The organism is Sphingobacterium sp. xlx-96 (genome assembly GCF_011007365.1).
GTDB lineage: Bacteria > Bacteroidota > Bacteroidia > Sphingobacteriales > Sphingobacteriaceae > Sphingobacterium > Sphingobacterium luzhongxinii.
In genome coordinates, this window is record NZ_WFKM01000002.1 from 228696 (window position 1) to 252594 (window position 23899).

20 protein-coding genes are annotated in these 23899 nt (G+C 34.9%); 17 read left to right on the forward strand and 3 right to left on the reverse strand.

The genetic code is table 11. The features are described from left to right. The first annotated feature begins 92 nt into the window (after positions 1 to 92). The 3 genes from fusA to G7B20_RS03880 all read left to right on the forward strand — a co-directional run bounded on the left by fusA (position 93) and on the right by G7B20_RS03880 (position 3387). Positions 93 to 2216, forward strand: a complete 2124-nt coding sequence (gene fusA, locus G7B20_RS03870) for an elongation factor G (protein ID WP_164108719.1) — start codon at positions 93 to 95, stop codon at positions 2214 to 2216. 73 nt (positions 2217 to 2289) lie between these two features. Further along, positions 2290 to 2595, forward strand: coding sequence for a 30S ribosomal protein S10 (rpsJ, locus tag G7B20_RS03875; RefSeq protein ID WP_013667229.1), 306 nt, complete (start codon positions 2290 to 2292; stop codon positions 2593 to 2595). Between the two features lie 75 nt (positions 2596 to 2670). Next, positions 2671 to 3387, forward strand: a complete 717-nt coding sequence (locus G7B20_RS03880; protein ID WP_164108720.1) for a 3-ketoacyl-ACP reductase — start codon at positions 2671 to 2673, stop codon at positions 3385 to 3387. A gap of 58 nt (positions 3388 to 3445) precedes the next feature. On the opposite strand, the gene G7B20_RS03885 is transcribed toward G7B20_RS03880, so the two are convergent. The 3 genes from G7B20_RS03885 to G7B20_RS03895 all read right to left on the reverse strand — a co-directional run bounded on the left by G7B20_RS03885 (position 3446) and on the right by G7B20_RS03895 (position 6666). Next, positions 3446 to 4084 (reverse strand): outer membrane beta-barrel protein, encoded by a 639-nt coding sequence (locus G7B20_RS03885; RefSeq protein WP_164108721.1) that lies wholly within the window; start codon positions 4082 to 4084, stop codon positions 3446 to 3448. A 484-nt stretch (positions 4085 to 4568) separates the two neighbouring features. Next, on the reverse strand, positions 4569 to 5399 hold the full coding sequence (locus G7B20_RS03890; protein WP_164108722.1) for a universal stress protein: 831 nt from the start codon (positions 5397 to 5399) through the stop codon (positions 4569 to 4571). Positions 5400 to 5619: 220 nt separating this feature from the next. Further along, positions 5620 to 6666 (reverse strand): cyclic nucleotide-binding domain-containing protein, encoded by a 1047-nt coding sequence (locus G7B20_RS03895; protein WP_164108723.1) that lies wholly within the window; start codon positions 6664 to 6666, stop codon positions 5620 to 5622. Positions 6667 to 6878: 212 nt separating this feature from the next. Here G7B20_RS03895 and G7B20_RS03900 point away from each other — a divergent pair, with 212 nt between their 5' ends. The 14 genes from G7B20_RS03900 (at position 6879) to G7B20_RS03965 (ending at position 23873) form a co-directional block, all read left to right on the forward strand. Next, a complete protein-coding gene (locus G7B20_RS03900) occupies positions 6879 to 7313 on the forward strand; it encodes a helix-turn-helix domain-containing protein (protein WP_164108724.1) in 435 nt (144 codons plus the stop codon). 613 nt (positions 7314 to 7926) lie between these two features. Then, positions 7927 to 8685 carry a polysaccharide biosynthesis/export family protein gene (locus G7B20_RS03905; protein WP_164108725.1) on the forward strand — a complete coding sequence of 253 codons (759 nt, stop codon included), beginning with the start codon at positions 7927 to 7929 and terminating at the stop codon, positions 8683 to 8685. A 19-nt stretch (positions 8686 to 8704) separates the two neighbouring features. Continuing rightward, complete coding sequence (locus tag G7B20_RS03910; protein WP_164108726.1) at positions 8705 to 10993, forward strand: GumC family protein; 2289 nt, start codon at positions 8705 to 8707, stop codon at positions 10991 to 10993. A 279-nt stretch (positions 10994 to 11272) separates the two neighbouring features. Continuing rightward, on the forward strand, positions 11273 to 11827 hold the full coding sequence (locus G7B20_RS03915; RefSeq protein WP_164108727.1) for a UpxY family transcription antiterminator: 555 nt from the start codon (positions 11273 to 11275) through the stop codon (positions 11825 to 11827). Then, the gene (gene tviB / locus G7B20_RS03920) at positions 11815 to 13110 is read left to right on the forward strand and encodes a Vi polysaccharide biosynthesis UDP-N-acetylglucosamine C-6 dehydrogenase TviB (RefSeq protein ID WP_164108728.1); all 1296 of its coding nucleotides are present in this window, start codon (positions 11815 to 11817) and stop codon (positions 13108 to 13110) included. Before G7B20_RS03915 ends, tviB begins: the two co-directional genes overlap by 13 nt. Positions 13111 to 13113: 3 nt before the next feature. Continuing rightward, on the forward strand, positions 13114 to 14556 hold the full coding sequence (locus G7B20_RS03925) for a lipopolysaccharide biosynthesis protein (RefSeq protein WP_164108729.1): 1443 nt from the start codon (positions 13114 to 13116) through the stop codon (positions 14554 to 14556). 29 nt (positions 14557 to 14585) lie between these two features. Next, a complete protein-coding gene (locus tag G7B20_RS03930) occupies positions 14586 to 15719 on the forward strand; it encodes a DegT/DnrJ/EryC1/StrS family aminotransferase (RefSeq protein ID WP_240465977.1) in 1134 nt (377 codons plus the stop codon). Continuing rightward, entirely contained in the window at positions 15706 to 16590 is an 885-nt protein-coding gene (locus G7B20_RS03935) for a glycosyltransferase family 2 protein (protein WP_240465978.1), read from the forward strand. The genes G7B20_RS03930 and G7B20_RS03935 overlap by 14 nt, the downstream gene beginning before the upstream one ends. A 41-nt stretch (positions 16591 to 16631) precedes the next feature. Further along, on the forward strand, positions 16632 to 17804 hold the full coding sequence (locus G7B20_RS03940; RefSeq protein ID WP_164108731.1) for an O-antigen ligase family protein: 1173 nt from the start codon (positions 16632 to 16634) through the stop codon (positions 17802 to 17804). A gap of 1 nt (position 17805) precedes the next feature. Continuing rightward, on the forward strand, positions 17806 to 19638 hold the full coding sequence (asnB, locus tag G7B20_RS03945) for an asparagine synthase (glutamine-hydrolyzing) (RefSeq protein WP_164108732.1): 1833 nt from the start codon (positions 17806 to 17808) through the stop codon (positions 19636 to 19638). Next, a complete protein-coding gene (locus G7B20_RS03950; RefSeq protein WP_164108733.1) occupies positions 19628 to 20728 on the forward strand; it encodes a glycosyltransferase in 1101 nt (366 codons plus the stop codon). The genes asnB and G7B20_RS03950 overlap by 11 nt, the downstream gene beginning before the upstream one ends. Positions 20729 to 20828: 100 nt before the next feature. Further along, a complete protein-coding gene (locus tag G7B20_RS03955; RefSeq protein ID WP_164108734.1) occupies positions 20829 to 22148 on the forward strand; it encodes a DegT/DnrJ/EryC1/StrS family aminotransferase in 1320 nt (439 codons plus the stop codon). After that, positions 22138 to 22734: a sugar transferase gene (locus G7B20_RS03960; protein ID WP_164108735.1), complete on the forward strand. Its 597-nt coding sequence runs from the start codon at positions 22138 to 22140 to the stop codon at positions 22732 to 22734. Before G7B20_RS03955 ends, G7B20_RS03960 begins: the two co-directional genes overlap by 11 nt. A 29-nt stretch (positions 22735 to 22763) precedes the next feature. Further along, positions 22764 to 23873 carry a glycosyltransferase family 4 protein gene (locus G7B20_RS03965; RefSeq protein WP_164108736.1) on the forward strand — a complete coding sequence of 370 codons (1110 nt, stop codon included), beginning with the start codon at positions 22764 to 22766 and terminating at the stop codon, positions 23871 to 23873. The last annotated feature ends 26 nt before the right edge of the window (positions 23874 to 23899 follow it).

Consider the following 23899-nt stretch of genomic DNA (forward strand, 5'->3'; position numbering starts at 1 on the left):
TTTGATAATAGACTTAAATCGTTATCGAGATCGGTGTACTTATTTAAACTGTTAAAATTAAACAGCCTTCCAAGGCAAACTGCAAAAATAAAATGGCAAAAGATTTAAAATTAGTTAGAAATATTGGTATCGCTGCTCACATCGATGCTGGTAAAACTACCACGACAGAGCGTATCTTATTCTACTCTGGTGTAAACCACAAATTGGGAGAGACACACGAGGGTTCGGCTACGACTGACTGGATGGCACAAGAGCAAGAGCGTGGTATCACGATCACCTCTGCAGCTGTAACTGTATTCTGGAACTACCGTAATCAAAAATATCAAGTAAACGTAATCGATACTCCTGGACACGTGGATTTCACGGTTGAGGTAAACCGTTCATTGCGTGTACTAGACGGATTAGTTTTCTTGTTCTCTGCTGTTGATGGTGTTGAGCCTCAATCAGAGACCAACTGGAGATTAGCGGATGGCTACAAAGTACCTCGTATTGGATTCGTAAACAAAATGGACCGTTCAGGTGCTGATTTCTTAAAAGTTGTTGGCCAAGTAAAATCCATGTTAGGATCTAATGCTGTTGCTTTACAATTACCAATCGGAGCTGAAGATGATTTCGAAGGTGTAGTTGACTTAATCAACAACCGCGGTATGGTGTGGAATGAAGCTGATAAAGGTATGACCTTTACAGAAGTTCCAATCCCTGCAGACATGTTGGATGAAGTAGCTGAGTACCGTGAGAAGTTATTAGAAGCAGTAGCTTCTTATGACGAGTCTTTGATGGAGAAATTCTTCGAAGATCCAAACTCATTGACTGAGCGTGAGATCTTGAACGCTTTACGTGCAGCAGTATTGGATAACGCGATCGTACCTATGGTATGTGGTTCATCTTTCAAAAACAAAGGTGTACAAACCATGCTTGACCTAGTAATGGAGTTATTGCCTTCACCTCTTGATATCGAAGCGGTAAAAGGTACTAACCCTAACACAGGTGAAGAAATCGAGCGTAAACCATCTGAAGCAGAGCCATTCGCAGCATTAGGTTTCAAAATTGCTACTGACCCATTCGTAGGTCGTTTATGCTTTGTACGTGCTTATTCAGGTGTATTAGAAGCTGGTTCTTACGTATTGAATACCCGTTCAGGAAACAGAGAGCGTATTTCCCGTATCTTCCAAATGCATGCTAATAAGCAAAACCCTATCGAACGTATCGGTGCTGGTGATATCGGTGCTGTTGTTGGTTTCAAAGACATCAAAACCGGTGACACGTTATGTGATGAAAAGAACCCTATTGTTCTTGAGTCTATGCAATTCCCAGAGCCGGTTATCGGTTTAGCTATCGAGCCTAAAACTCAAGCTGATATTGATAAATTAGGTATTGGTTTAAGTAAATTAGCAGAAGAGGATCCTACATTCGTCGTTAAAACAGACGAAGAGACTGGCCAAACTGTAATCTCTGGTATGGGTGAGCTTCACTTAGATATCTTGATCGACCGTTTGAAACGTGAATTCAAAGTTGAAGTAAACCAAGGTGCTCCTCAGGTAGCTTACAAAGAGTCTATCAACGGTAGCACAGAACACCGTGAAGTTTACAAAAAACAATCGGGTGGTCGTGGTAAATTTGCGGATATCAAAGTTGTTATTTCTCCAATTGATGAAGATTATGACACTTCAAAATCAGCGCTTCAATTCGTAAATGAAATCGTAGGTGGTGCTATCCCTAAAGAATACATCCCTTCTGTTCAAAAAGGATTTGAGATGTCATTGAAAAATGGTGTTTTAGCAGGTTTCCCTTTATCAGGCATGAAAGTTCGTTTGATCGATGGTTCATTCCACGCAGTGGATTCAGATGCTTTGTCATTCGAATTGGCAGCAAAAATGGCTTACCGCCAAGGACTACCTAAATGTTCTCCAGTATTGATGGAGCCTATCATGAAGGTAGAAGTATTAACTCCGGAAGAGAATATGGGTGATGTAATGGGTGACTTGAACCGTCGTCGTGGTCAGATGCAAGGTCTTGATACACGTAATGGTGCTCAAGTAATCAAAGCTATCGTTCCTCTTTCAGAGATGTTCGGTTACGTTACTCAATTACGTACGATTACTTCAGGACGTGCTACTTCGACAATGGAGTTTGATCACTATGCTGAGGCGCCTCGTAACGTACAAGACGATGTAATTGCAAAATCTAAAGGTAAGATCAAAGCTATCGAAGAATAGTTAAGATAAAAATAAATCGACCGCTGGTTGCGAATAGCTCTAATCAGCGGTCATCTTTAAAAACAAATAAAAAATGAGCCAAAGAATCAGAATCAAATTGAAATCTTACGATTACAATTTAGTTGACAAATCAGCTGAGAAAATCGTAAAAACAGTAAAACCTACAGGTGCAGTTGTTAGTGGACCTATTCCATTGCCTACTGAGAAAAAAATCTATACGGTATTACGTTCACCACACGTTAACAAAAAAGCACGTGAGCAATTCCAATTGTGTTCTTACAAGAGATTGTTAGACATCTATTCATCAAACTCAAAAACAGTTGATGCGTTGATGAAATTAGAATTACCTTCAGGTGTTGAAGTTGAGATCAAAGTGTGATAGATTTCAGTAACTGAAAAAGAAAAGCCTTCTCTAATGAGAAGGCTTTTTTGGTTTTATTAAGTAGCTTTGTATATGGAGAATTTAAAAGGAAAGAATGCGCTCATAACCGGTGGCGGTAGAGGTTTAGGAAAGGCTACTGCCTTGGCATTTGCCAAAGAAGGTATCAATGTTGCCATCACGGGTAGGAACGAACAACTATTGAAAGAGACCGTCTCTGAATTGACTGCTCTAGGTGTACAAGCGGCTTATGCGGTCTTTGATGTGGCTGATTTTGATAATGTGACTGCTGCCATAACCGAACTAAACGCGGACTTTGGTACATTCGACATTCTGGTAAACAATGCAGGTATAGCCGCCTTTGGATCTGTTCTGGATATGGACCCAAACACCTGGAAAGATATCGTAGAAACGAATCTATTGGGCACCTATTATGTCACTAAAGCGATACTCCCACAGTTAATCGAAAAAAATGAAGGTGATATCATCAATGTATCGTCTACAGCAGGTCTTAACGGAGCAGCAACGACGTCTGCTTACAGTGCTTCCAAATTTGGTGTTATTGGTTTTTCGGACTCCCTAATGCGTGAAGTACGTAAGAATAATATCCGTGTATGCACCTTGATGCCGAGTACCATTGCGTCAGATATGTCCAAAGAACTGAATTTAACGGACGGAAACCCGGAAACCGTACTACAACCGGAAGACTTTGCAGAGTTAATCGTCGCCAATCTAAAATTGCCACGTAGAGCCATGCTTAAATCGGCTTCGCTTTGGTCTACAAATCCATAAATAATAAAAAAAGCCTCACAAAATGTGAGGCTTTCTATTTTTTGAACTTCTATTCAAATTAGAATTTGAAAGTCAAACCGAATTTAGCAGTGTTAAAGAAGTTGTTGAAAACATTTACGTTAGTATTGAATTCAGTCTCAGCTTTAGCACCATCCACATCAGCTTTACGTGAGTTGAAAGAAACAACATCAGCGAAAGCAAAGTTTACAGCGATTTTCTCTGTTAAGAAGAAGTTAGCACCGATACCTGCATTAGCACCAAATCCATTGAATTTAGCTGCATCAGTTTTAACATCACCAACTTTTTTCTCACCAACTTTCTCGTTCATGTAACCAACACCTACTTCAGTGTAAGTTTTGAAACGTGAACCAACTTCTAAGAAATAGTAACGACCAAAAGCACCAACACCAAAGTTTTTGTCTGTAGTTACATTTTTAACATCAGATACATAAGTAGTATTTTTGTCTTGACCGAAACCGAAGTCAACTCCTACTGCGATTTTATCTGTTACGAAGTAACCAGCTTTTGGATTAAAGTTAAATGCAGAATTTTTCTCTTTTGTATTTTTGTTATTTGTATTTGAAGAGTTAAAGTTACCTTCTACGATGAAGTTACCTTTTTCAAAACCAAATTCTTGTGCTTGAGAAGCAGCAGTCAAACCTGCAACAGCAGTTAATGTAAGTAAAAATTTTTTCATATCTTTTTAATTTATATTTAACACTGGCAAATGTAGAACTTTTTGAAAGCAAAAAAAGGTTAAAAAGTCTGCCAAATGTCACAACAACCAAATAAAAAACACAATCGACTACAAACCAGAGGTTTACAAGTGTAACAATTGTGTTTTTTATTATAAATCAAAAAAAAACAGCTATTTGGTGTCATTTTAACACAGGTAAAGGTTTACGAATGTTGACTATATAATTAAAAAGGTCAATTATTTAAAAAGTTTCAAATATAACTATTATCAACAAGCTTTGAAAATTCATTACAAAATGTATATCCAGCATAATATTCGTCGCCACCGCTGTATTCCTCGTTCCAGACAGTGGGCCAACAGCGCGATAGTACTTCCGCTAATAGTGCTTACTGTCAGAAAAAGTTAGTGACTGCCCTAGCACCTATCCGATCAGAGTATCTATATGTAAGCACCAAAATAAGATCAGAACTCGTACAGGAATTATTTACTTCTTATAGGTTAATATAGGGATTTTTCTAAAAAGAGGTACGGGCTGTATAGCTGAAGCATAAAATATTGAACTTAAATAATGTTTAGATCTATTAATGAAGAAAACAACCACAGAGGGTCTTATTTTTCGAACCGCAATATCAATATCTTCAATTAAAGTGTTTGTGGGGTTTCTAAGAACATATTTAACCTTAACCACGATTCCTACTTTTTTAAGCAACCGAGCTTCTAAAATCGTAGTTTTTAGAAGAATCTTTAGAGGAGACACTATATGTAGTAATTTAATTTCGATATTAAGTGATTTCACAAATTCCAATATCTTTTTGATTTCTTTTTGATAATTAGCCATATCGGATGCATAACAAATGCTGTCTATGGTTTTTATCTTATAAGAACTAGGTACAGTAATTACAGGAATACGAGTTTTGGCAATTAGTTTACTTGTTGATGTGCCGATTGTATTTTTAATCTTTCCTGCGCCTTGGGTGCTAATACACATACAGGTGCATTTATGCTTGGCCACACATTTTAAAATAGAGGTAACTATATTTGTGTTCATCTGAAGATCTATCTCAACATTGACAACTGGCGCTTCGATGCCACTAAAAATTCGATCCAATATCTTTTTTAACTTAGCTAATATAAATTCCCTTCTAGTTTGATGATAATTTTCAAATCTTTGAGATCGCCAGCTTTTGGGCTTCGAAAGATGATACACGTGCACAATAATCAAAGTCGCACCTTTTAATTGTGAAAGTTTATAGGCAAAATGAATCGCTGAAGTAGAATTAGCCGAAAGATCTGTAGCTACCAGAATTTTTTCCATAAATCTTCGTCATTTTGCTTCAAAATTACTTGTTGAATATAGTTAACACAATGACGATTATCATTTAAAACACTGATCACTAGCGTGAAATGTGGTTCACATTAATTTTACAATATACACGTATTAAGAGAAACAATTAACACTTTACACAGATGTTTTTGGCGAGGGAACTATTAATTATAAATTATTAAAGAAGAGAATAGAGCTAAAAATTGGCTATTTAACTTTTCATCTTTATTAATCCGTCTAGGTCAATAATCTGAATTTGACTTCCATTTCTTTCTATTAATCCTCTTTCTTTAAAATCAGTAAGTATCCTACTAACGGTTTCTGTAGCAATACCTGCAAGGCCAGCAAGTTCATCCCTACAAATATCAATTTGATCTATTGGAATTGTATCCTTGTTTAACCTAACCAATACTTGGGCAAGTCTTTTTCTAACAGACTCATAAGCAAGCTCTATTAGTTGATCTTCTTTTTCGTGTAAGTTGGCAGACAATATTTTAATGAAGTGTTGATTTAGTTCGACATGTTCATTTAATAAATCTATGATCGCACTTTTAGATATAAAATAGAGAGATGAGTTCTGCGTCGCTTCAGCACTTTCAGGCCAAGGCTCATCCAGCAATAAAGTATCTAAACCAATAAAACTTTTGGGTTTATACAAGCCTGTAATCATTTGTCGACCGTCAGCCGTTAACTTTAATGTTTTAATACAACCTTCGACCAATAGGTAAAGCCACTGCGAATGATCGCTCTCATAATACAAAGTTTGTTTCTTCTTAACATGCCTTATTTTACATTGAGAAATAAGGTCTATCAACCTTTCCATGCCTTTACCCTTATGACGATGATTGCTATTGGATTCAATAATCGGCAATGATGCCCAACTATGATCCTTATTCTTGTTAATTCTTGCCTCAACAGCTCTAATAAGCTGATTACCATGAAATGGTTTGGTAACGAAATCGTCCGCCCCCCATGCTATCCCTTTTTTTATGATATCTGGCGTCGATTGGGAATTTAAAAACACAAAGGGAATTTTGCTAGTTAAAGGATTTTTTGATAACACAGATAGCACACCAAAACCATCTATGTTTGACAAGACTGTATTGCATAATATTAAATTAGGAAGTTCACTTATTGCAAGGTTAATTCCCAAGTCGCTATTAAGTGCTATTGTTACCTGATATCCTGAATTTCTTAATATATCAGAATATTTACCCAGTAACTCTGGATTATTTTCGATAATTAAAATACTTTTCATTTTGTTAATACCTATGGAATCCTATTTATAAATCTACTTCTAATTATATCTTACGGCAATTTTTTCTTAAAAAGTGTAGCGTTTCAGCGACAAAGCGAAATTAAAAACATGATCATCGTCACTATAAATCCTGATAAGCATCATTTTATAAGCAAATCATTTGAAGGAAATTTAAATGAAAATTAATTAGGAACTTAAAATTGAAGAGAATTATGAGCGCTATCAAACCAGGGATTGATTTTTTTAAAATTAGTTTAAAAAACGAAAGTAATAGATCCGCCTTAAAATATTCGCAAAAGCATGCAGGCAGTATCGTAGAATCTATAATTAGAAAACAAGGCCATAACATAAGTAAACTCGCCAGATATATGAAAATTAGCAGGTGTACATTGTACAATTGGTTTGAGCATGATGTTTTACCTTTTGATATATTAGTTAGAATTGGATCTTACATTAATTATGATTTTTCTTCTGATTTCCCCGAGATTTTTTGTTCAAACACAGAAGCTAAATTAGAAAAGCACCCTTTACAAAACCAATTTACAGAAAATGAAAAAATTGACTATTGGATAAGGAAATACATCCTTTTATTAGAAAAATACAACGAGTGTCTAATAAGTCAAAACCATTATCACGAACCTAAATAAATTTTGCTTCAACATCTTCTTTAAAAGATATTTCCTGTTTCTTTTAAAATTGGATTCCTATATCTAATTCATACGAATAAAACCACTAAGACTTCGTATTTATGGTCTTTTGAAGATTATAACTTGATTTGTGTCAGTCTTTATATAGCTCGCATAGAGGCTGCACAATACTTATCCCTTCCTCCACGCTCCCTTCTATATGCATTCCTTTCTAAAAGCGTTTACTTGATGGATAAGTTTATGGTCTCTATTGAGGATCGGCCAGCTTGCAGATCATGAATGTTTTATTCTGATTATCCATCGTTTAAAGCTCTAAAAAAATCAAATATTTAGACCGAGAGATTCAAATCTGCTGTTTTACAATTTTTCTCAGATTGATATACAACAAAAAATATTTTTATTGTAAAATCAATACAATCAATAATTGTACATACAATACTGCACTTTTTTTACAAGACTTGTTGAATCTGTTAAATAAAACTGTAATTTTTTGTAAAGTATGTATGCCATTTATACACTTTAAATACAAAGTGATTTGCCCTAGAAATTTTTGACAGTTTTATATCTAACTTAGTTGTAAAGAAGTTTTTCACATTTTTAGACACAAAAAATCATGAAAACAAAACACCTACTAATTATTATATATATGCTTATTTTTTGCTCATGTGCGCAAAAAAGAGATTTGGCTTATTTTAGCAATTTGGCACAACAAAGGGCTGAAGAAACAATACAAGACCAGCCAATAAAAATACAACAAAATGACCTTTTACGGATAAATATAAATAGTCTTAACCCAGAGTCAAACACGCTATTTACGGTCAACCGTCAAAATGCTGCCACAGGTAGTTATGAAGGGCCAACAGGTTATAGAGTAGCTAAAGACGGAATGATCACTCTTCCAGTGATAGGCAATATTAAAATGGAGGGGCTCACTATTACACAAGCTCAAGATGCACTAACAGAAAAATTAACTAAATATGTTAAAGAGCCGATAGTCGAGGTGCAGCTTTTAAATTTTAAAATTACTGTAATCGGAGAAGTAAACAAACCTTCCAGTTTTACGATACCTGGCGACCATATTAATTTATTAGAAGCGCTTGGTATGGCCGGCGATATGACAGTGTATGGTAAACGAGAAAACGTTTTAATTATCAGGGAACAAAATGGAAAAAGAACAATGAAAAGGTTGGATTTAAACCAACAAAACGTTCTTAATGATCCCTTTTTTAATCTGATGCAAAATGATATAGTTTACGTTGAGCCAGATAAATCTAAAGCAATAGAGTATAGCCCAAGCACTAGAATTATGCCTATTGTGATAGCATCAATTTCAGCGGTTGCTGTACTCATATCAGCTATTTTAAGAAATTAGTCATTTAAAGAATAAGATTATGTTTGCGGAAAAGAACTTGAACAGGCCTAATGATTTTGCAGAAGTCTTAAAAAGAATTATCAAGAGCTGGCCTTATATATTAACGAGTATTATAGTGGCTATGGCCTTAGTTTATGGCTATTTATCTCTAACACCACCTGTGTATAGGATCAGTAGTACATTATTAATACAGGATGATAAAGAAGGTGCAGCAATCTCTAACAGCACAGCCTTTAGCGATTTGAACATGTTCCAAACTGTTAAAACAGTTGATAATGAAATGGAGATTCTGCGATCTAAAGATTTAATTAATAAAGTTCTTCAAGATCTCCATATGGAGACCTCTTACTTTCAAAAATCAGGTTTAAAAACTAAAGAATTGTATGGCAACACATTGCCTATAAAAATAGAAGTTGAAGAGTTAAACAGCGGAGCTTATTCTAGAAAAATAAATATTACGTCTATAAATGATAGCTTATTTAACTTTACCGATAGTACTGTTAATTTGATAGTCCCCTATGACAAACTTATTAAAAATAAAAACTATGCAATACGTGTAAATAAGGGACCTGCTTTTAAAAGTGAGTATGGAAAAATAGACATTCAGTTTAAAGACCTGTATAGACTTACTGAATCATATAACTTAGGGAGGTTAAAAATAAATCCTATAGTTAAGGATGCGAATACTATTGTAATTAGTTTGAACGATAACATTCCAGAAAGGGGATTAGATATTTTGAATAATCTTATCAGAAACTATAATATTAACGATGTAAACAATAAAAATGTAATCGCGGAAAACACGATTAAGTTTATAGATAACAGATTGAAATATTTGATAAGTGATCTGACAGGAGCAGAACAAGACGTTGAGAACTTTAAACAAAAATATCAGGTAACAAACCTAGATATTGATGCACAATTAAATGCGACAAGATCAGGCGAATACAATCAGTTATTAGCGGAGTCAACTACGCAGCTTAACCTGGTTAAGTCTATGGAAGGCTATTTTTTAAATAAGGAATCACAGAGCAGTTTAGCACCTAGCGCAATGGGCATTCAAGATCCGATACTGAATAGTATGATCGTGAAATTTAATGACCTTCAGCAAGAAAAAAATAGAATGCTACGTACGGCTAATGCCGAAAATCCACTTGTTTTGAATTTGGATAATCAATTGTCCAGTTTGAAAAGCAACATTTTGGAAAACCTAAATTCAATAAAAAATGGATTTAATATTGAGAAAAGTAATTTACAAAAAAATTATGCACAGTACTATAGCAAAAGTAAATCTGTCCCTACAATTGAAAGAGGACTTTTAGAAAGAAGTAGGGAGCAAACCGTAAAGACGGGGCTGTATCAGTACTTAGTGCAAAAACGCGAAGAAACAGCATTGTCATTATCTACTACAGTACCGACTTCACAAGTTATTGACAAACCTGCTTACAATACAACACCGATTTCGCCAAAGTCAGACATGCTTTACTTATGTGGTTTCATATTGGGATGTGTCGTACCTGCTGGTTTTATTTATGCAAAAGGATTTTTAAACAATAAAGTTACGGATAGCAGATCAATTGAACTAACAGGCGTAAAATTGCTTGGTGAGCTATCGCACAATCTGGATAAAAGTACCGATGTGTTTCGAGCAGACCAGCGTTCGACTATCTCAGAGTTATTTCGCTATATACGTATGAATTTAGGATTTATGCTAAACCAAGTTCATAAAGTAATATTAGTGACCTCAAGTATGAAAGGTGAAGGAAAAACTTTCTTTAGCATTAATCTGGCCAATACATTGGGTATGCTCAATAAAAAGGTTTGTATCGTAGAATTTGATTTGAGAAGACCGGCCTTGTTAAAAAAATTAAACTTGACATCAACGCTGGGTGTTACAGATTATCTGGATAATGACTATATTTCTGTCGATGATATTATCCAACCTAGCCTAGTGTCTGATAATGTCAGTGTAATCGGTTGTTCTGAAATTCCAGAAAATCCTGCAGAATTAATATTGAACCCAAAAGTAGACGTCCTTCTGGAAGAGCTAAGAAAACGATTTGACTATATTATCGTAGATACATCGCCTGTCGGGCAGGTTGCAGATGCGTTTAGTTTGACACCTTTTGTAGATGTGAGTATATATCTCGTAAGATACAACTATACAAACAATTATCATTTGACTATTCTTAAAGATATTTACGACGAAAATAAGCTTAAAAACCTAATGGTCGTATTTAATGATGCGAAAAGAGAAAGGTATCATAAATACGGTTATGGTGGCTATGGATATGATATGGCAAACTAATAAATCTAATAACTGATTATTATATAATATAGTAAAACGCATAGAATAAATAATAGACTATCTGCAGTAATGAAATAAGCCCTCTGCAAATATTTAAATAGCCGTTTCCAATTTATTTTTTTCTCTAATTACTTTTCAAAATTTACCCACACATCACTGTAAGTGATATGGCGAAGCCCTGTTGTGTAATGTAGCGGGTATAAACCTACACAACGCCCTAAAAATTTGAATAGGGCTAAAAAAAATGACATTTTTTAATTCCTCTTAAAGAATTTAGTTATGGAAATTGGATTGAATTACAAAAGAAATCTTAAAAAAAACTGGTTGGTTATTTATGTGCGTCCACGTTGGGAAAAAAAAGTAGACAGACTATTACAAGATCAGGGAATTGAAACTTTCTGTCCGCTAAAAACTACGGAAAACCAATGGGCAGATAGAAAAAAGAAAGTAAGTGTTCCTCTTTTTACAGGCTATGTTTTTGTTAGAATAGATGATAGAGACCTTACTAAAGTCAGATATACGCTTGGTGTTGTTAACTACATTTATTTCATGGGGAAACCAGCTATTATCAAAGACGCCGCTATTGAACAGCTTAAGGAAATGGTGAAAACCTATAATAACCTTGAGATAATTAATATTAATGATCTCTCCGCCGGAGATAGGGTAAGAATTAGAAGTGGTTTATTCTATAATCAGGAAGGACAAATTATCAAAATACAGGGTAAAACTGTTCTGATGTCCCTCGATCATATAGACTGCGCCTTAGTAACCCGGGTTGAAATTAATCAACTGATTAAAGCTAAACCTTTAAATAACGCATTATGTACGCGATAGCACCTGTAAGAATAGCCATAATTGGCCTTGGGTATGTTGGACTTCCCCTCGCAGTAGAATTTGCTAAGAAGCATAAAGTTATTGGTTTTGATATTCTTCAACAAAGAGTAGACGAACTTAAAAATGGGAAGGATAATACATTAGAAGTTTGTGAAGAAGAACTTAAGAATGTACTTACCTTAGATCATTCAACTCCATACGGATTGTATTGCACAAGCGAGATAGATAAACTAGAATCTTGTACAGTTTTTATCATTACCGTACCTACACCTGTTGATAAAAATAACCGACCGGATTTAAATCCGTTGATTAAGGCCAGCTTAACGGTAGGAAAAGTATTAAAAAGGGGGGATATAGTGATTTACGAGTCTACTGTATACCCTGGGGTAACAGAGGATGAATGTGTTCCTGTATTGGCAAAGACTTCGGGGCTCAGATATAATATTGACTTTTTTGCCGGATACTCTCCGGAACGTATCAACCCAGGAGATAAAAATCATACCGTAGCCAATATTCTTAAAATAACTTCTGGCTCCACCCCGGAAACTGCGGAAATTGTAGATCAATTGTATCGCACAGTTATTCATGCTGGCACCCATAAAGCTTCCTCTATTAAGGTGGCAGAAGCGGCAAAGATTATAGAAAATGCACAAAGAGACATCAATATAGCCTTTGTTAATGAATTGGCAATGATATTTAACAGACTTGGGATAGATACCACCGAAGTGCTTACTGCTGCTGGTACAAAATGGAATTTTCTGAATTTCAGACCCGGTTTAGTGGGAGGACATTGTATAGGGGTGGATCCATATTACCTTGCACAGAAAGCTCAGGAAGTTGGCTATCATCCTGAAATTATTCTGGCTGGTCGTCGTGTAAACGATGGAATGGGGGCTTATGTAGCGGATCAGCTTATTAAACAAATGATCTATAACGGCACGCACATTATAGATGCAGAAGTGCTGGTTTTAGGATTTACCTTTAAGGAAAATTGCCCCGATGTAAGAAACACGAAAGTGATCGACATCATCAGGAGGTTAGAAGAATATAAAGTAAAGGTCTGCATTCATGATCCCTGGGCCAATTCAGATCAGGTTAAAAAGGAGTATGGCGTAATTTGTCAGAATGGAGAATCGAAAAAGAGACAGTACGATGCAATTTTAATTGCCGTTGCCCATAAGGAGTTCAAAGACCTCGACCTTACAAAGCTCTGCAAAGAAAATACAGTCGTTTACGACATCAAGTCCATCTTGCCAAATACAATGGTCAGCGCACGCTTATAACAAATGACTTTAAAGGAAAAGACAATCTCTGGCGTGATATGGTCAATGGGTCAGCAATTTGGTTCTAAACTAATCAGTTTTTTTATAACCATAGTGCTAGCCCGCATTCTAACGCCGGCAGAATTTGGGTTGATAGCTATGTTATCCGTATTTATATCTATCGGAAATACACTATTAGATGGGGGCCTTACTTCTTCCCTTATACGGACCCCCGATGCAGATCAAAAAGATTTTTCTACCGTTTTTTATTTTAATTTGATAGGGAGCACCATACTTTACGTTATTTTATTTTTTTGCGCCCCCTTTATTTCATCATTTTACCGTCAGGAGGTTCTTACAACGATCATTCGTGTTTACAGTCTAATATTTATTTTAAATGCTTTCTTCGGTATCCAAAGCACCCTTCTTGTAAAAGAGATGAGGTTTAAAACACAAACAAACATACAAATCCCTTCATCTTTAGCTGGAGGAATTTTAGGAATTATCCTTGCTAAAAGTGGATATGGAGTTTGGAGCCTCGTCTGGATGGGGTTATTTACCTCATTTTTGTCAACTCTACTTCATTGGATATATTCAGACTGGCGTCCGGCTTTGATATTTGACAAAATAAGTTTTAACCGTCATTTTCATTTTGGCTATAAAATGACCCTGTCAGGAGTGCTTGATACACTTTATCAGAACATATATACACTTATTATAGGTAAATTTTACTCTCCTACTCAATTAGGATATTATTCTCGAGCCGATTCTATCAGTCAGCTACCAACTGCAAATATTTCTGCTGCTGTCAATAAAGTAACCTATCCGATGTTTGCGGAAATATCCCATAATAATGTGCAATTAAAAAGGGTAAACAGAAAAGTAATGCAGCAGGTTATTTTTTGGAATGCTCCCATACTGATTTTTATGTGTGTAGCAGCTCAGCCTCTTTTTAGTTTTTTATTAACCGATAAATGGTTGCCAGCAGTGCCTTATTTTCAAATACTTTGCATTGCTGGTGTAATGTATCCTCTTCATGCGTACAATTTGAATATTTTAAAGGTTAAAGGCCGCAGCGATTTATTTTTAAAATTGGAGATTATAAAGAAAGTACTAAGTGTAATAGGTATTTTGAGCGTAATACCATTTGGTATTTATGGTCTTTTATATTTCCAATTATCCTTTAATTTTATTGGATTTTATATCAATACATTTTACAGCGGAAAGCTGATTAATTATCCGGTCAAAGAACAGATATTCGATATTTTACCAACTATAATCTTATCGGCCACTATCGGTATTTCAGCTTATTTTCTTGATTCTTTCTTAGTGGATTCTTTTCATATTAACAATTTGACACGAATTATTATAAGTGCATTGTTTTACTTCTCTATTTATTTAAGCTTCAGCAATCTTATAAACCTTAGGGCAATAATAGATTTTAAACAACTAATTCTAAAAAGATGATACCAGTAACTAAGCCATTTCTTCCCAAAATGGAGGAATTTGAAAATTATGTAAAAAGTATTTGGGACCGCCAATGGTTAACTAACAACGGTCCCCTGGTTAATGATCTGGAACTTAAACTCAAGCAGTACCTGAATCTAGACTATTTACTATACGTTTCCAACGGTACTACAGCTCTCCAAATGGCTATTAAAGCATTGGAATTGAAAGGAGAAATTATTACAACTCCATTTTCTTTTGTAGCTACAACCAATAGCATTTTATGGCAGGGCTGCAAACCGGTATATGTGGATATCGATCCTGATACTTTCAATATTGATCCAGACAAAATCGAAGCCGCGATTACCCCTAAAACTTCAGCGATTTTGGCAACTCACGTTTATGGCAACCCATGTAATATTGATGCTATACAAAACATTGCCGATAAATATGGCTTAAGGGTGATATATGACGCAGCTCACTGTTTCGGGACAAAATATAAAAATAGATCAGTTTTTGAGTATGGAGATATTAGTACCACAAGCTTTCACGCAACTAAACTGTTTCATACCATAGAAGGTGGAGCTGTTTTTACTAAAAAACCGGAGTTATTAGAGAAAATGGCATTTATGCGTAATTTTGGCTACAGTGGCCCGGACACCTTTGCGTTGGTAGGTATTAATGCTAAAAATTCAGAGTTTCATGCTGCTATGGGCTTATGTAACCTGAGTCATATTGATACCATTCTAGAAAAGAGGAAATCGTTGTCTCTGCATTATAGAGAGAACCTGAAAAAGTTAAAAGTTAAATTTCAATTAATTGATTCCGATCAGGACTATAATTATGCCTATTGTCCAATTCTTTTTGATTCAGAAGAACTGATGCATGTTTGTCTTGCTAAACTGGAATTGGCAGGTGTATATTGCAGAAGGTACTTCTTCCCTTCTTTGGCTGCATTACCGTTTGTAAACAACAAAAGTATGCCCGTATGTGACTCTGTGGTAAAGAGAATTGTTTGCCTGCCCCTGTATGATACACTCACCCTCCCCGATCTGGATATGATTTCACGCATATTATTGAGAGCTCAGAAATATCCCGTGAGAACCTTACATAAACAAAATGGCTTTGGCGAACTGATTGCCAATCGCATAGAAAAAGTCATTAATGGTCATGAAAAAAAATAAGTTCGCTATGAAAAGTCTAGAAGATGAAATGATGGTTAGTATCTGCTGTGTAACTTATAATCATGAGAAATATATTGCACAGGCTATTGAGGGTTACTTAAAACAACAAACGACTTTTAAATTTGAGATTCTGATCGGAGAAGATTGTTCTACTGATAATACCAGAAAAATTGTAGAGGAATATGTGCTAAAGTATCCTGATAAAATAAAGTTAATTACTTCAGAATCCAATGTGGGCACCCACAACAATGCGGTAAGGCTATATAAAGAGGTAAAAGGAAAATATTTGACGCAATGTGACGGAGATGACTATTGGACAGATCCTTTAAAACTACAAAAGCAAGTTGATTTTTTAGAACAAAACCAGGAGTATATAATGTGCTGTCATTACTCGAAAAGGATCAAAGAAAATAATGAAATATATTATTTGAACTTAAGCCCAAAACCAATAATATATTCGTTTGAGGACATATTATTCGATAATGATTTTGAAACGATACTGGTCTCCGTTCTTTTCAGAAACAGTACCGAAATAAAAGAAATTTACTCGACAGATTGGTTTTTTAGATTTCATGCGCCCGATAGATTTCTTAAACTGTATTTGACCTTTGCCTCTGGAAAGAAAATTTATGTTTTACCAGAAGTAATGGGTACCTATAGAAAGCATGAAGGAGGCATCTGGAGTATGTTAAAAGCAAAAACCAAGAAACAAAAAACACTTGACGACTTATATTTAATTATTAAGATTTTTAAATATTCCAGAATCCAAAAAATCAGGCTCCTTTTCTATTACCTGAGAAAATATTTTCTTTTTGAAGTTAGAGATCATAGCTTACAAAATGCCTTGGGTACAATACGAACAATATTGTAAGTCATTAGGGAAGTGTAATTGTATATTAAATAATTTCCGACATGAAATATCTTAAGATTATTATCCTCTTCTTAGTTTTTTGCAATCTTCCAAGTTATTTTTTGATTAAAGCTAATGCCGCAATTGGTCAACTTTTAAGCTACAGCACCTTCCTTCTTATAATCGCTTATTATTTATTTAGTAAGAATAAGAAGCCGATAATTCCATTTATAGTATTCGGACTTTTATTCTTTTTGATATCAATAATAGTGAGCGCACAAAATGACGATGGCTATTTAGTAACACTTATTAAATATTTTATCATCATAGTTATGGGAGCAAGTGTTGTAACCGATACCACAAAGGAGGATATCTATATAGTTCTTTTATTGGGATCTTTAAGTATAATTTTTGAATCTATTTTTATTGAAGGTATTGGTGGAAGATATAGGGGATTTTATATAAACCCTAATGCTGCAGGTTATGCTTGTATATTAGGGTATTCGCTCAGCTATTCAATAGATAATAAAAAATTAAAAATCATTGGTCAATTACTATTTTCAGTTGCCGGATTTCTTACCTTCTCCAGAACTTTCTTATTGATCTGGGTATTAATTAATTTACTGTCCTTGCTAATTAATTATAAGAATGTTTACAAAATTCTAGTAGGTGTTGTTTTATTTGGGCTATTTCTTTCATTTGGAGATAGGTTGGATTTAAGCACAAAAAGAATGCATGCATTTTCTGGAATACTTGAAGGCAAAGTTAATGATGATTTAGCGGAAGAGTCTAGAACAGAGACATGGTCACACTATTATAATGAAATTTTAAATAATCCAATTTGGGGTAATGGTTACCACTCCTTTAGCGGAGAAATTTTTGGTCCCGAATACAATTCTTTCACCATTAAAAATGGTGTACACAATACATTTTTAATGGTTATTGGTGAAGCGGGTTTTTTTGTTCTCCTCTATTTTCTGTGGATATATGGGTCCTTTTTATTTAACGGAGTTAAAATGTTTAACGATAACCCGATGATTTTTCTCATTTCTTTTTCTTTAGTAATGTACATGCTTACCAATCATAATTATTTTGAAAATAACCTGGTATTATTTGTTTCAATGTGGCTGTATATTCAAATAGATATCGGTAAAAAAGTCTATGAAAAAAAACATCTAGATATTCATCAAATCAACACCTACCAGGTTAAATCGCTCAATGTAAATACCTTTTGATATGTGTGGAATTTATTTAACTAATATTCCTATTGATGAGGAGGTCGTAAAATCAAAACTGGAATCCATACAATTCCGAGGACCGGACTATCTAGGAGTTCAAAAAGTATTTGATTTAACGTTTGGGCATTTACGACTATCCATTTTAGATTTAAATGTTCGTTCACATCAACCTATGACATTTGAGGATCTCGTCATCGTGTTCAATGGTGAAATCTATAATTTTCAAGAGATAAAAGCCGATTTAATAACTTTAGGGCACAGGTTTGATACAACGAGCGATACGGAAGTATTATTAAAAGGCTATAAAGAATGGGGGGCAGCTGTAGTGCCTAAACTAAACGGAATGTTCGCCTTTGCGATATATGACGACACATCACGAAAAATATTTTGTTCACGCGACCGCTTAGGTGTAAAACCCTTCTATTATTCATGGAAGGATGGGCAACTTGAAATTTGCAGTCAATTACGTCCGATAAGTCAAAACAAACGGATAAACAACGAAGCTATTTCGATGTATTTGGATTGTGGCTATATTCCTAGCCCATACACGATCTATCAAAATGTCTATAAATTACCTCCTGGGAATAATCTGGAAATTGATTTGGATAAACAAACATGCGCTGTCAAAGAGTATTGGAATCTGAAGGAGGTAACCGAAGTGGGATTATCTTACGCTGAGGCCAAAGAGAAGTTACACAATCTGTTAAAAGACGCAGTAAGAATACGACTGCAAGCTGATGTACCTTTTGGATCATTTCTTTCCGGAGGAATAGATTCAGCCTTGATATCCAGTATCGCTTCAAGGGTTTCAAAGAATCCTATCAAAACGTTTTCAATTGGATTTGAAGACCCGGAATATGATGAAAGCAAAATCGCCGCTCAATATGCAAAAATTATAGGTTCTGAACATACCGAAACAATTTGTAAAGTAACAGATATTTTGGAAATGATACCTCAATTGGTAAAAGTATTCGATGAACCTTTTGCCGATAGCTCTGCTCTGCCTTCTCTACTGTTGAATAAGATCACCAAACAATCCGTTACGATGGTCTTATCGGGAGATGGTGGTGATGAAAGCTTTTTTGGATACAACCATTTTAGATTAGTGCCTTACGCAAATAAAATTACGCTTGTACCGTATTTTTTGAGAAAAATGGCTGCCCGGATGTTGAGTTTTAATGTTTTGGGTGCCCGGGCACTTTCTTATAAAGGAATACTCAATGCCGCTTCAAAATATGATTTTATTGCAGGCATATTTGTTGGATATGATTCGCTGTTAAGGAAGAGAAACTTTAATTGGTTGTCCCATTATAATGGCTATAAAATATGGTCGAAAGATTTACTACAGGCAACAGCTGATTTAAACATTAAATTGTGGTTAGAAAACGACAGCAATGTAAAAGTAGATCGTTCCAGTATGGCTCATTCAGTAGAAGTAAGAAGCCCCTTTCTGGATTACAACATTATTGAGTTTGCAAGAACGTTGCCTGTATCATTTCGCTACGAAAAAGGCAGAAGAAAAAAGATATTAAAAGATATTCTAAAAGAATATATTCCTGAAGAGGTATTTGATCAACCCAAAAGAGGATTTGCTGTACCATTAGCAGGATGGATAAGAAATGAACTGCGTAGTGAATTTGAAGAAAATCTAAATGACGATTTTTTACGTCAGATTCCTATTTTAAATGTATCTAGGTTTAAAGATATTTTTAAAAAGCATTTAGAAGGAAAACATGACTATTCGTCGTTTATCTGGAGAGTATATATTTTATCTAAATGGTATCAGGAATTTGGATTCTATAAAAAAATGGCTGTTGGTTATGAAAAATAAGTTGTTTTTTGTTATTAATAACCTTCATAGTGGAGGGGCAGAAAGGGTGTTATCCATACTAGCAAATGAATTTAGTAAACAAGGCCTGAGCGTTTTTATTATATGTCTTAATGAAGCCGAGCCTGGGTATCAAATCTCAGCTCATGTCAAGATGATTAATTTATTAGAAAAGCGGGGCAAAGAAAATATTTTTAATCGTATTAAATATGCATTGCTAATTTTTATACGATTGTCCCGATTGCTGATTAAAGAAAAACCAACTTGTGTTATTTCATTTATGACCACAGCAAACTTATGGACCGGTTTAGCTTGTTCTTTAATTAATATACCTTTTATAGTTTCAGAACGAACCACTCCTGATCATACGATTAATTCATTCAACTTCTTTTTAAAAAGAATTTCCTATATCATATATAAAAAGTCTAAGGCTGTTGTTATACCAGCCAAAGGAATAGAGGACTGCATTAAAAACCATAAATCTTTTAAAAAATTAAATAATTTTAAAATTATCAGAAATCCGTTAAATGTTTTCAAATCGCCGTCCGTTAATCCTGTAAACACTAAGAAATTCATCTTAGGAGTTGGTCGGCTTTCCTTTATCAAGGGATTTGACCAACTAATTGAAGCGTATAGCAAAATTAAAACTGATGGTGTTGATTTACTAATTGTTGGTGGCGGAAGTGAATATGAAAATCTATCCAATCAAATTGAAAAATTGGGTATGCGTAACAGGGTAAAACTACTTGGACCAAAAGATAATCTACAAGATTATTATAAGCAAGCTGAATTGTTTGTGCTACCATCCAGAAATGAAGGATATCCAAATGCATTAATAGAAGCGATGAGTTTTGGCTGTGCATGTATTGCAATGGATTGCGAATTTGGTCCATCAGAAATAATAGAAAATGAAGCAAATGGAATTTTAATTGAGGCAAATAATATAGGTAAACTTGCTTACGCAATGGATAATTTATTAGCCGATGAACGCCTTAGAGTAAAAGTTGCCAGCAATGCGCAGTTAATAAATAAAATAAATTCTATAGAAAATATTCTCCCCCAATGGAAAGATTTAATATTGCCTAATGCATAACTCTTATTAATACCCTTTCTTTTTATACGTCATCCGCCAGCTGGCAGATCGGTTTGTCTTTTATTGAAACAGATATTCAACCACATTAAACTTCAGAACTATGAATATTCCATTCTCACCTCCGTTTATTGATCAAACGGTTATTGATCAAGTAGTGCAATCACTTCAAGATAAGTGGATTACAACTGGCCCTAAAGTTAAATCTTTAGAGGAAGAAATCGTTAAGCTTACCGATTCTGATGCTGCAGTCTGTGTGAATTCCTGGACATCGGGAGCAATACTCATGTTAAAATGGTTTGGGATTAAAGAGGGAGATGAAGTAATCATACCCGCTTATACGTATTGTGCAACTGCCCTAAGTGTTTTACATTGTGGAGCTATTCCTGTAATGGTGGATATCAGTGATGATTTTTGTATAGATCCTGAAAAGGTCAGAAACGCTATAACTTCGAAAACAAAAGTTATTATAGCTGTAGATATTGCAGGATGGCCGTGTAATTACACTGAACTAAAAGCTATCATCCGGGATCCAGAGGTGAATAATATGTTTACTGCAGAATCCGAGAAGCAGGAGCTTTTAGGACGCATCTTATTGATCGCTGATGCAGCACATTCCATAGGTGCAACATATGACGGTCTGTCTTCGGCCAAAATGAGTGATATAACGATATTTTCATTTCATGCGGTAAAAAATATCACTACGGCAGAAGGGGGATGTATCTGTTTAAATCTTCCTCCCACTTTTAATGCTACGGCAGAATATGAATATCTAAAGATATATACACTTAATGGACAAAACAAAGATGCTCTGGCCAAATCAAAGGGTGGTGGCTGGCGTTATGATATCTTATTTCAAGGGCTAAAAATTAATATGCCCGATATATGTGCAGCTATCGGTCTGGCACAAATAAAAAAATACAGTAATGAGTTGTTGCCCCTACGTAAAGAAATAGCTTCAAAATATTGTGAGGGTCTGGGACAAATGGAATGGTTTATAAAACCACCACTGCAGGATGACGAGAGAGAATCCTCCCACCATTTGTTTCCGCTAAGAGTTTTAGGTATTACCGAAACACAACGGGATCAAATAATTGATGATCTAGCCCAGCTTGGGGTAGCTGCGAACGTGCATTTTATACCGATGCCAATGCTAACTTATTTTAAAAACCTTGGGTATCGTATAGAAGATTATCCTGTTGCTTATAAGCAATATTCATGTGAAATTTCTTTACCGATTTATCCTCAACTTTCAGATTCTGAAATACAATTCATTATTGAATCTGTAATTGCCACCGTAGAAATCCAACTCAACAAACCGTCAGTGGAAGAGGTCGAATCTAAAAAAATTAAGAAAACAAGAAGAGTAAATATTCCAACACTAGTAGACGTTTCAACAAGAGTTTTTGGCTATGGACACTAAACGCATATTTGATATTATTTTAGCCTCATTTGGCTTGATTGTACTTAGTCCGGTTTTTATCGTAATTGCTATACTCATACTTTTAGATTCAGAAGGTGGGGTATTCTATCGTCAGATTAGGGTCGGAAAGAACGTAGAAGATTTTCCTTTACTGAAATTCAGAACAATGTATACGCACCAAGAAGACCAGCAGCTGCTTACTATAGGTAATCACGATGCTCGTATTACAAAAATTGGACATTGGTTGAGAAAACATAAACTGGATGAATTGCCGCAGTTATTGAATATATTAAAAGGCCATATGAGTTTTGTTGGTCCGCGTCCTGAGGTTCGTAAATATGTAAATCTTTATAACGATGAACAAATAATGGTGCTCTCTGTCAAACCAGGAATTACAGATTGGGCATCAATTGAATTCTCCGATGAATGTGAGCTTTTAGCCAAATCCAATGATCCAGAGAATTTTTATATAAAAGAAATAATCCCCTTAAAAATTACACAAAACCTGAAATACATCAATAATCATGATTTATGGGTTGATCTAAAAATCATATTTCTGACCTTAAGAAAAATTGCGATCGGATAAAGTCGTCAATTAATACGATTCAAGAACTCATGCACAAACTGAAAATAGTACACATTATAGGTTCACTCAGGAAAGGGGGCGCAGAACGCTTTGTAGTCGATCTATGTAATGAGTTGGCAAAAACCGATCAGTATCAAATATATTTAATTTCTCTTTGTGACAATGATGCTGATACAACTTTTCTTAATGAAATCAGCGATAAGATAAGTTATTTATCCCTACGCAAAGGCAAAGGCTTAAACTTTCAGGTCCTGCTAAAATTGACGACCTGGCTGGTTCAGCAAAAAGCGAATATTGTTCACACACACTTAAACGCTTTTGAATATTTGATTTTGTATAGATTTATGAGCGGTAATTGCAAGTTTTTTCATACGATCCATTCAACAGCCCAAGCTGAATGTCCCAATTTTTTAATTAAGTCATTTCGTAAAACGCTGTACAAGAATAATAAAGTAATTCCTGTAGCAGTTTCAAACGATGGAAGCAACTCATTTAGAAAATATTATGGTTTGAATAATGTTATTGTAATTGAAAATGGTCGTCCATTTTTAACCTTGACGGATGAATACCCAGTACTTATTAAAAGATATAAAGAAAATAGAAACTCCTTCCTATTAATTCATGTAGGAAGAATTATGAAAGTGAAGAATCAGCAACTATTAATTGAAGCGGTACAAAAGTTTAATGCAAATGAAACGAAGAAATGTAAACTACTGATAATCGGCGATGTTCGCGATCAATCCTTATACAATCAACTTCACGCATTGATAAAAGAAGACCCTTACATCGAATTTCTTGGAGGGAAAAACAACATAGCTGATTTTTTAAGTATGGCAGACTTTTTCTGCTTATCAAGCCATTATGAAGGAATGCCTATATCCTTAATTGAGGCATTATCAGTTGGATGTATTCCTATTTGCACCAAAGTGGGGGGTATTAAAGATATGATTAATAATGAAGATACAGGCTTTTTGAGTGATGATAACAGTGTGGATTCATATTATCAAACTATAAAGCGAGCTGTTTTCTATCCGGACCAACAGAAGATAAAAGAAAATAGCCTTAATTCATTTAAGCAACACTATCACATAGGAGCTTCCTGTAAAAAACATGTAGAGGCATATTTCATGAAGCAATAGATACAGAATAAACAGAAACTTTTAAG

Coding starts and splice junctions, on each gene's coding strand:
- fusA (WP_164108719.1), top strand. CDS start 93: ATGGCAAAAGATTTAAAATTAGTTAGAAATATTGGTATCGCTGCTCAC.
- rpsJ (WP_013667229.1), top strand. CDS start 2,290: ATGAGCCAAAGAATCAGAATCAAATTGAAATCTTACGATTACAATTTA.
- G7B20_RS03880 (WP_164108720.1), top strand. CDS start 2,671: ATGGAGAATTTAAAAGGAAAGAATGCGCTCATAACCGGTGGCGGTAGA.
- G7B20_RS03885 (WP_164108721.1), bottom strand. CDS start 4,084: ATGAAAAAATTTTTACTTACATTAACTGCTGTTGCAGGTTTGACTGCT.
- G7B20_RS03890 (WP_164108722.1), bottom strand. CDS start 5,399: ATGGAAAAAATTCTGGTAGCTACAGATCTTTCGGCTAATTCTACTTCA.
- G7B20_RS03895 (WP_164108723.1), bottom strand. CDS start 6,666: ATGAAAAGTATTTTAATTATCGAAAATAATCCAGAGTTACTGGGTAAA.
- G7B20_RS03900 (WP_164108724.1), top strand. CDS start 6,879: ATGAGCGCTATCAAACCAGGGATTGATTTTTTTAAAATTAGTTTAAAA.
- G7B20_RS03905 (WP_164108725.1), top strand. CDS start 7,927: ATGAAAACAAAACACCTACTAATTATTATATATATGCTTATTTTTTGC.
- G7B20_RS03910 (WP_164108726.1), top strand. CDS start 8,705: ATGTTTGCGGAAAAGAACTTGAACAGGCCTAATGATTTTGCAGAAGTC.
- G7B20_RS03915 (WP_164108727.1), top strand. CDS start 11,273: ATGGAAATTGGATTGAATTACAAAAGAAATCTTAAAAAAAACTGGTTG.
- tviB (WP_164108728.1), top strand. CDS start 11,815: ATGTACGCGATAGCACCTGTAAGAATAGCCATAATTGGCCTTGGGTAT.
- G7B20_RS03925 (WP_164108729.1), top strand. CDS start 13,114: ATGACTTTAAAGGAAAAGACAATCTCTGGCGTGATATGGTCAATGGGT.
- G7B20_RS03930 (WP_240465977.1), top strand. CDS start 14,586: ATGGAGGAATTTGAAAATTATGTAAAAAGTATTTGGGACCGCCAATGG.
- G7B20_RS03935 (WP_240465978.1), top strand. CDS start 15,706: ATGAAAAAAAATAAGTTCGCTATGAAAAGTCTAGAAGATGAAATGATG.
- G7B20_RS03940 (WP_164108731.1), top strand. CDS start 16,632: ATGAAATATCTTAAGATTATTATCCTCTTCTTAGTTTTTTGCAATCTT.
- asnB (WP_164108732.1), top strand. CDS start 17,806: ATGTGTGGAATTTATTTAACTAATATTCCTATTGATGAGGAGGTCGTA.
- G7B20_RS03950 (WP_164108733.1), top strand. CDS start 19,628: ATGAAAAATAAGTTGTTTTTTGTTATTAATAACCTTCATAGTGGAGGG.
- G7B20_RS03955 (WP_164108734.1), top strand. CDS start 20,829: ATGAATATTCCATTCTCACCTCCGTTTATTGATCAAACGGTTATTGAT.
- G7B20_RS03960 (WP_164108735.1), top strand. CDS start 22,138: ATGGACACTAAACGCATATTTGATATTATTTTAGCCTCATTTGGCTTG.
- G7B20_RS03965 (WP_164108736.1), top strand. CDS start 22,764: ATGCACAAACTGAAAATAGTACACATTATAGGTTCACTCAGGAAAGGG.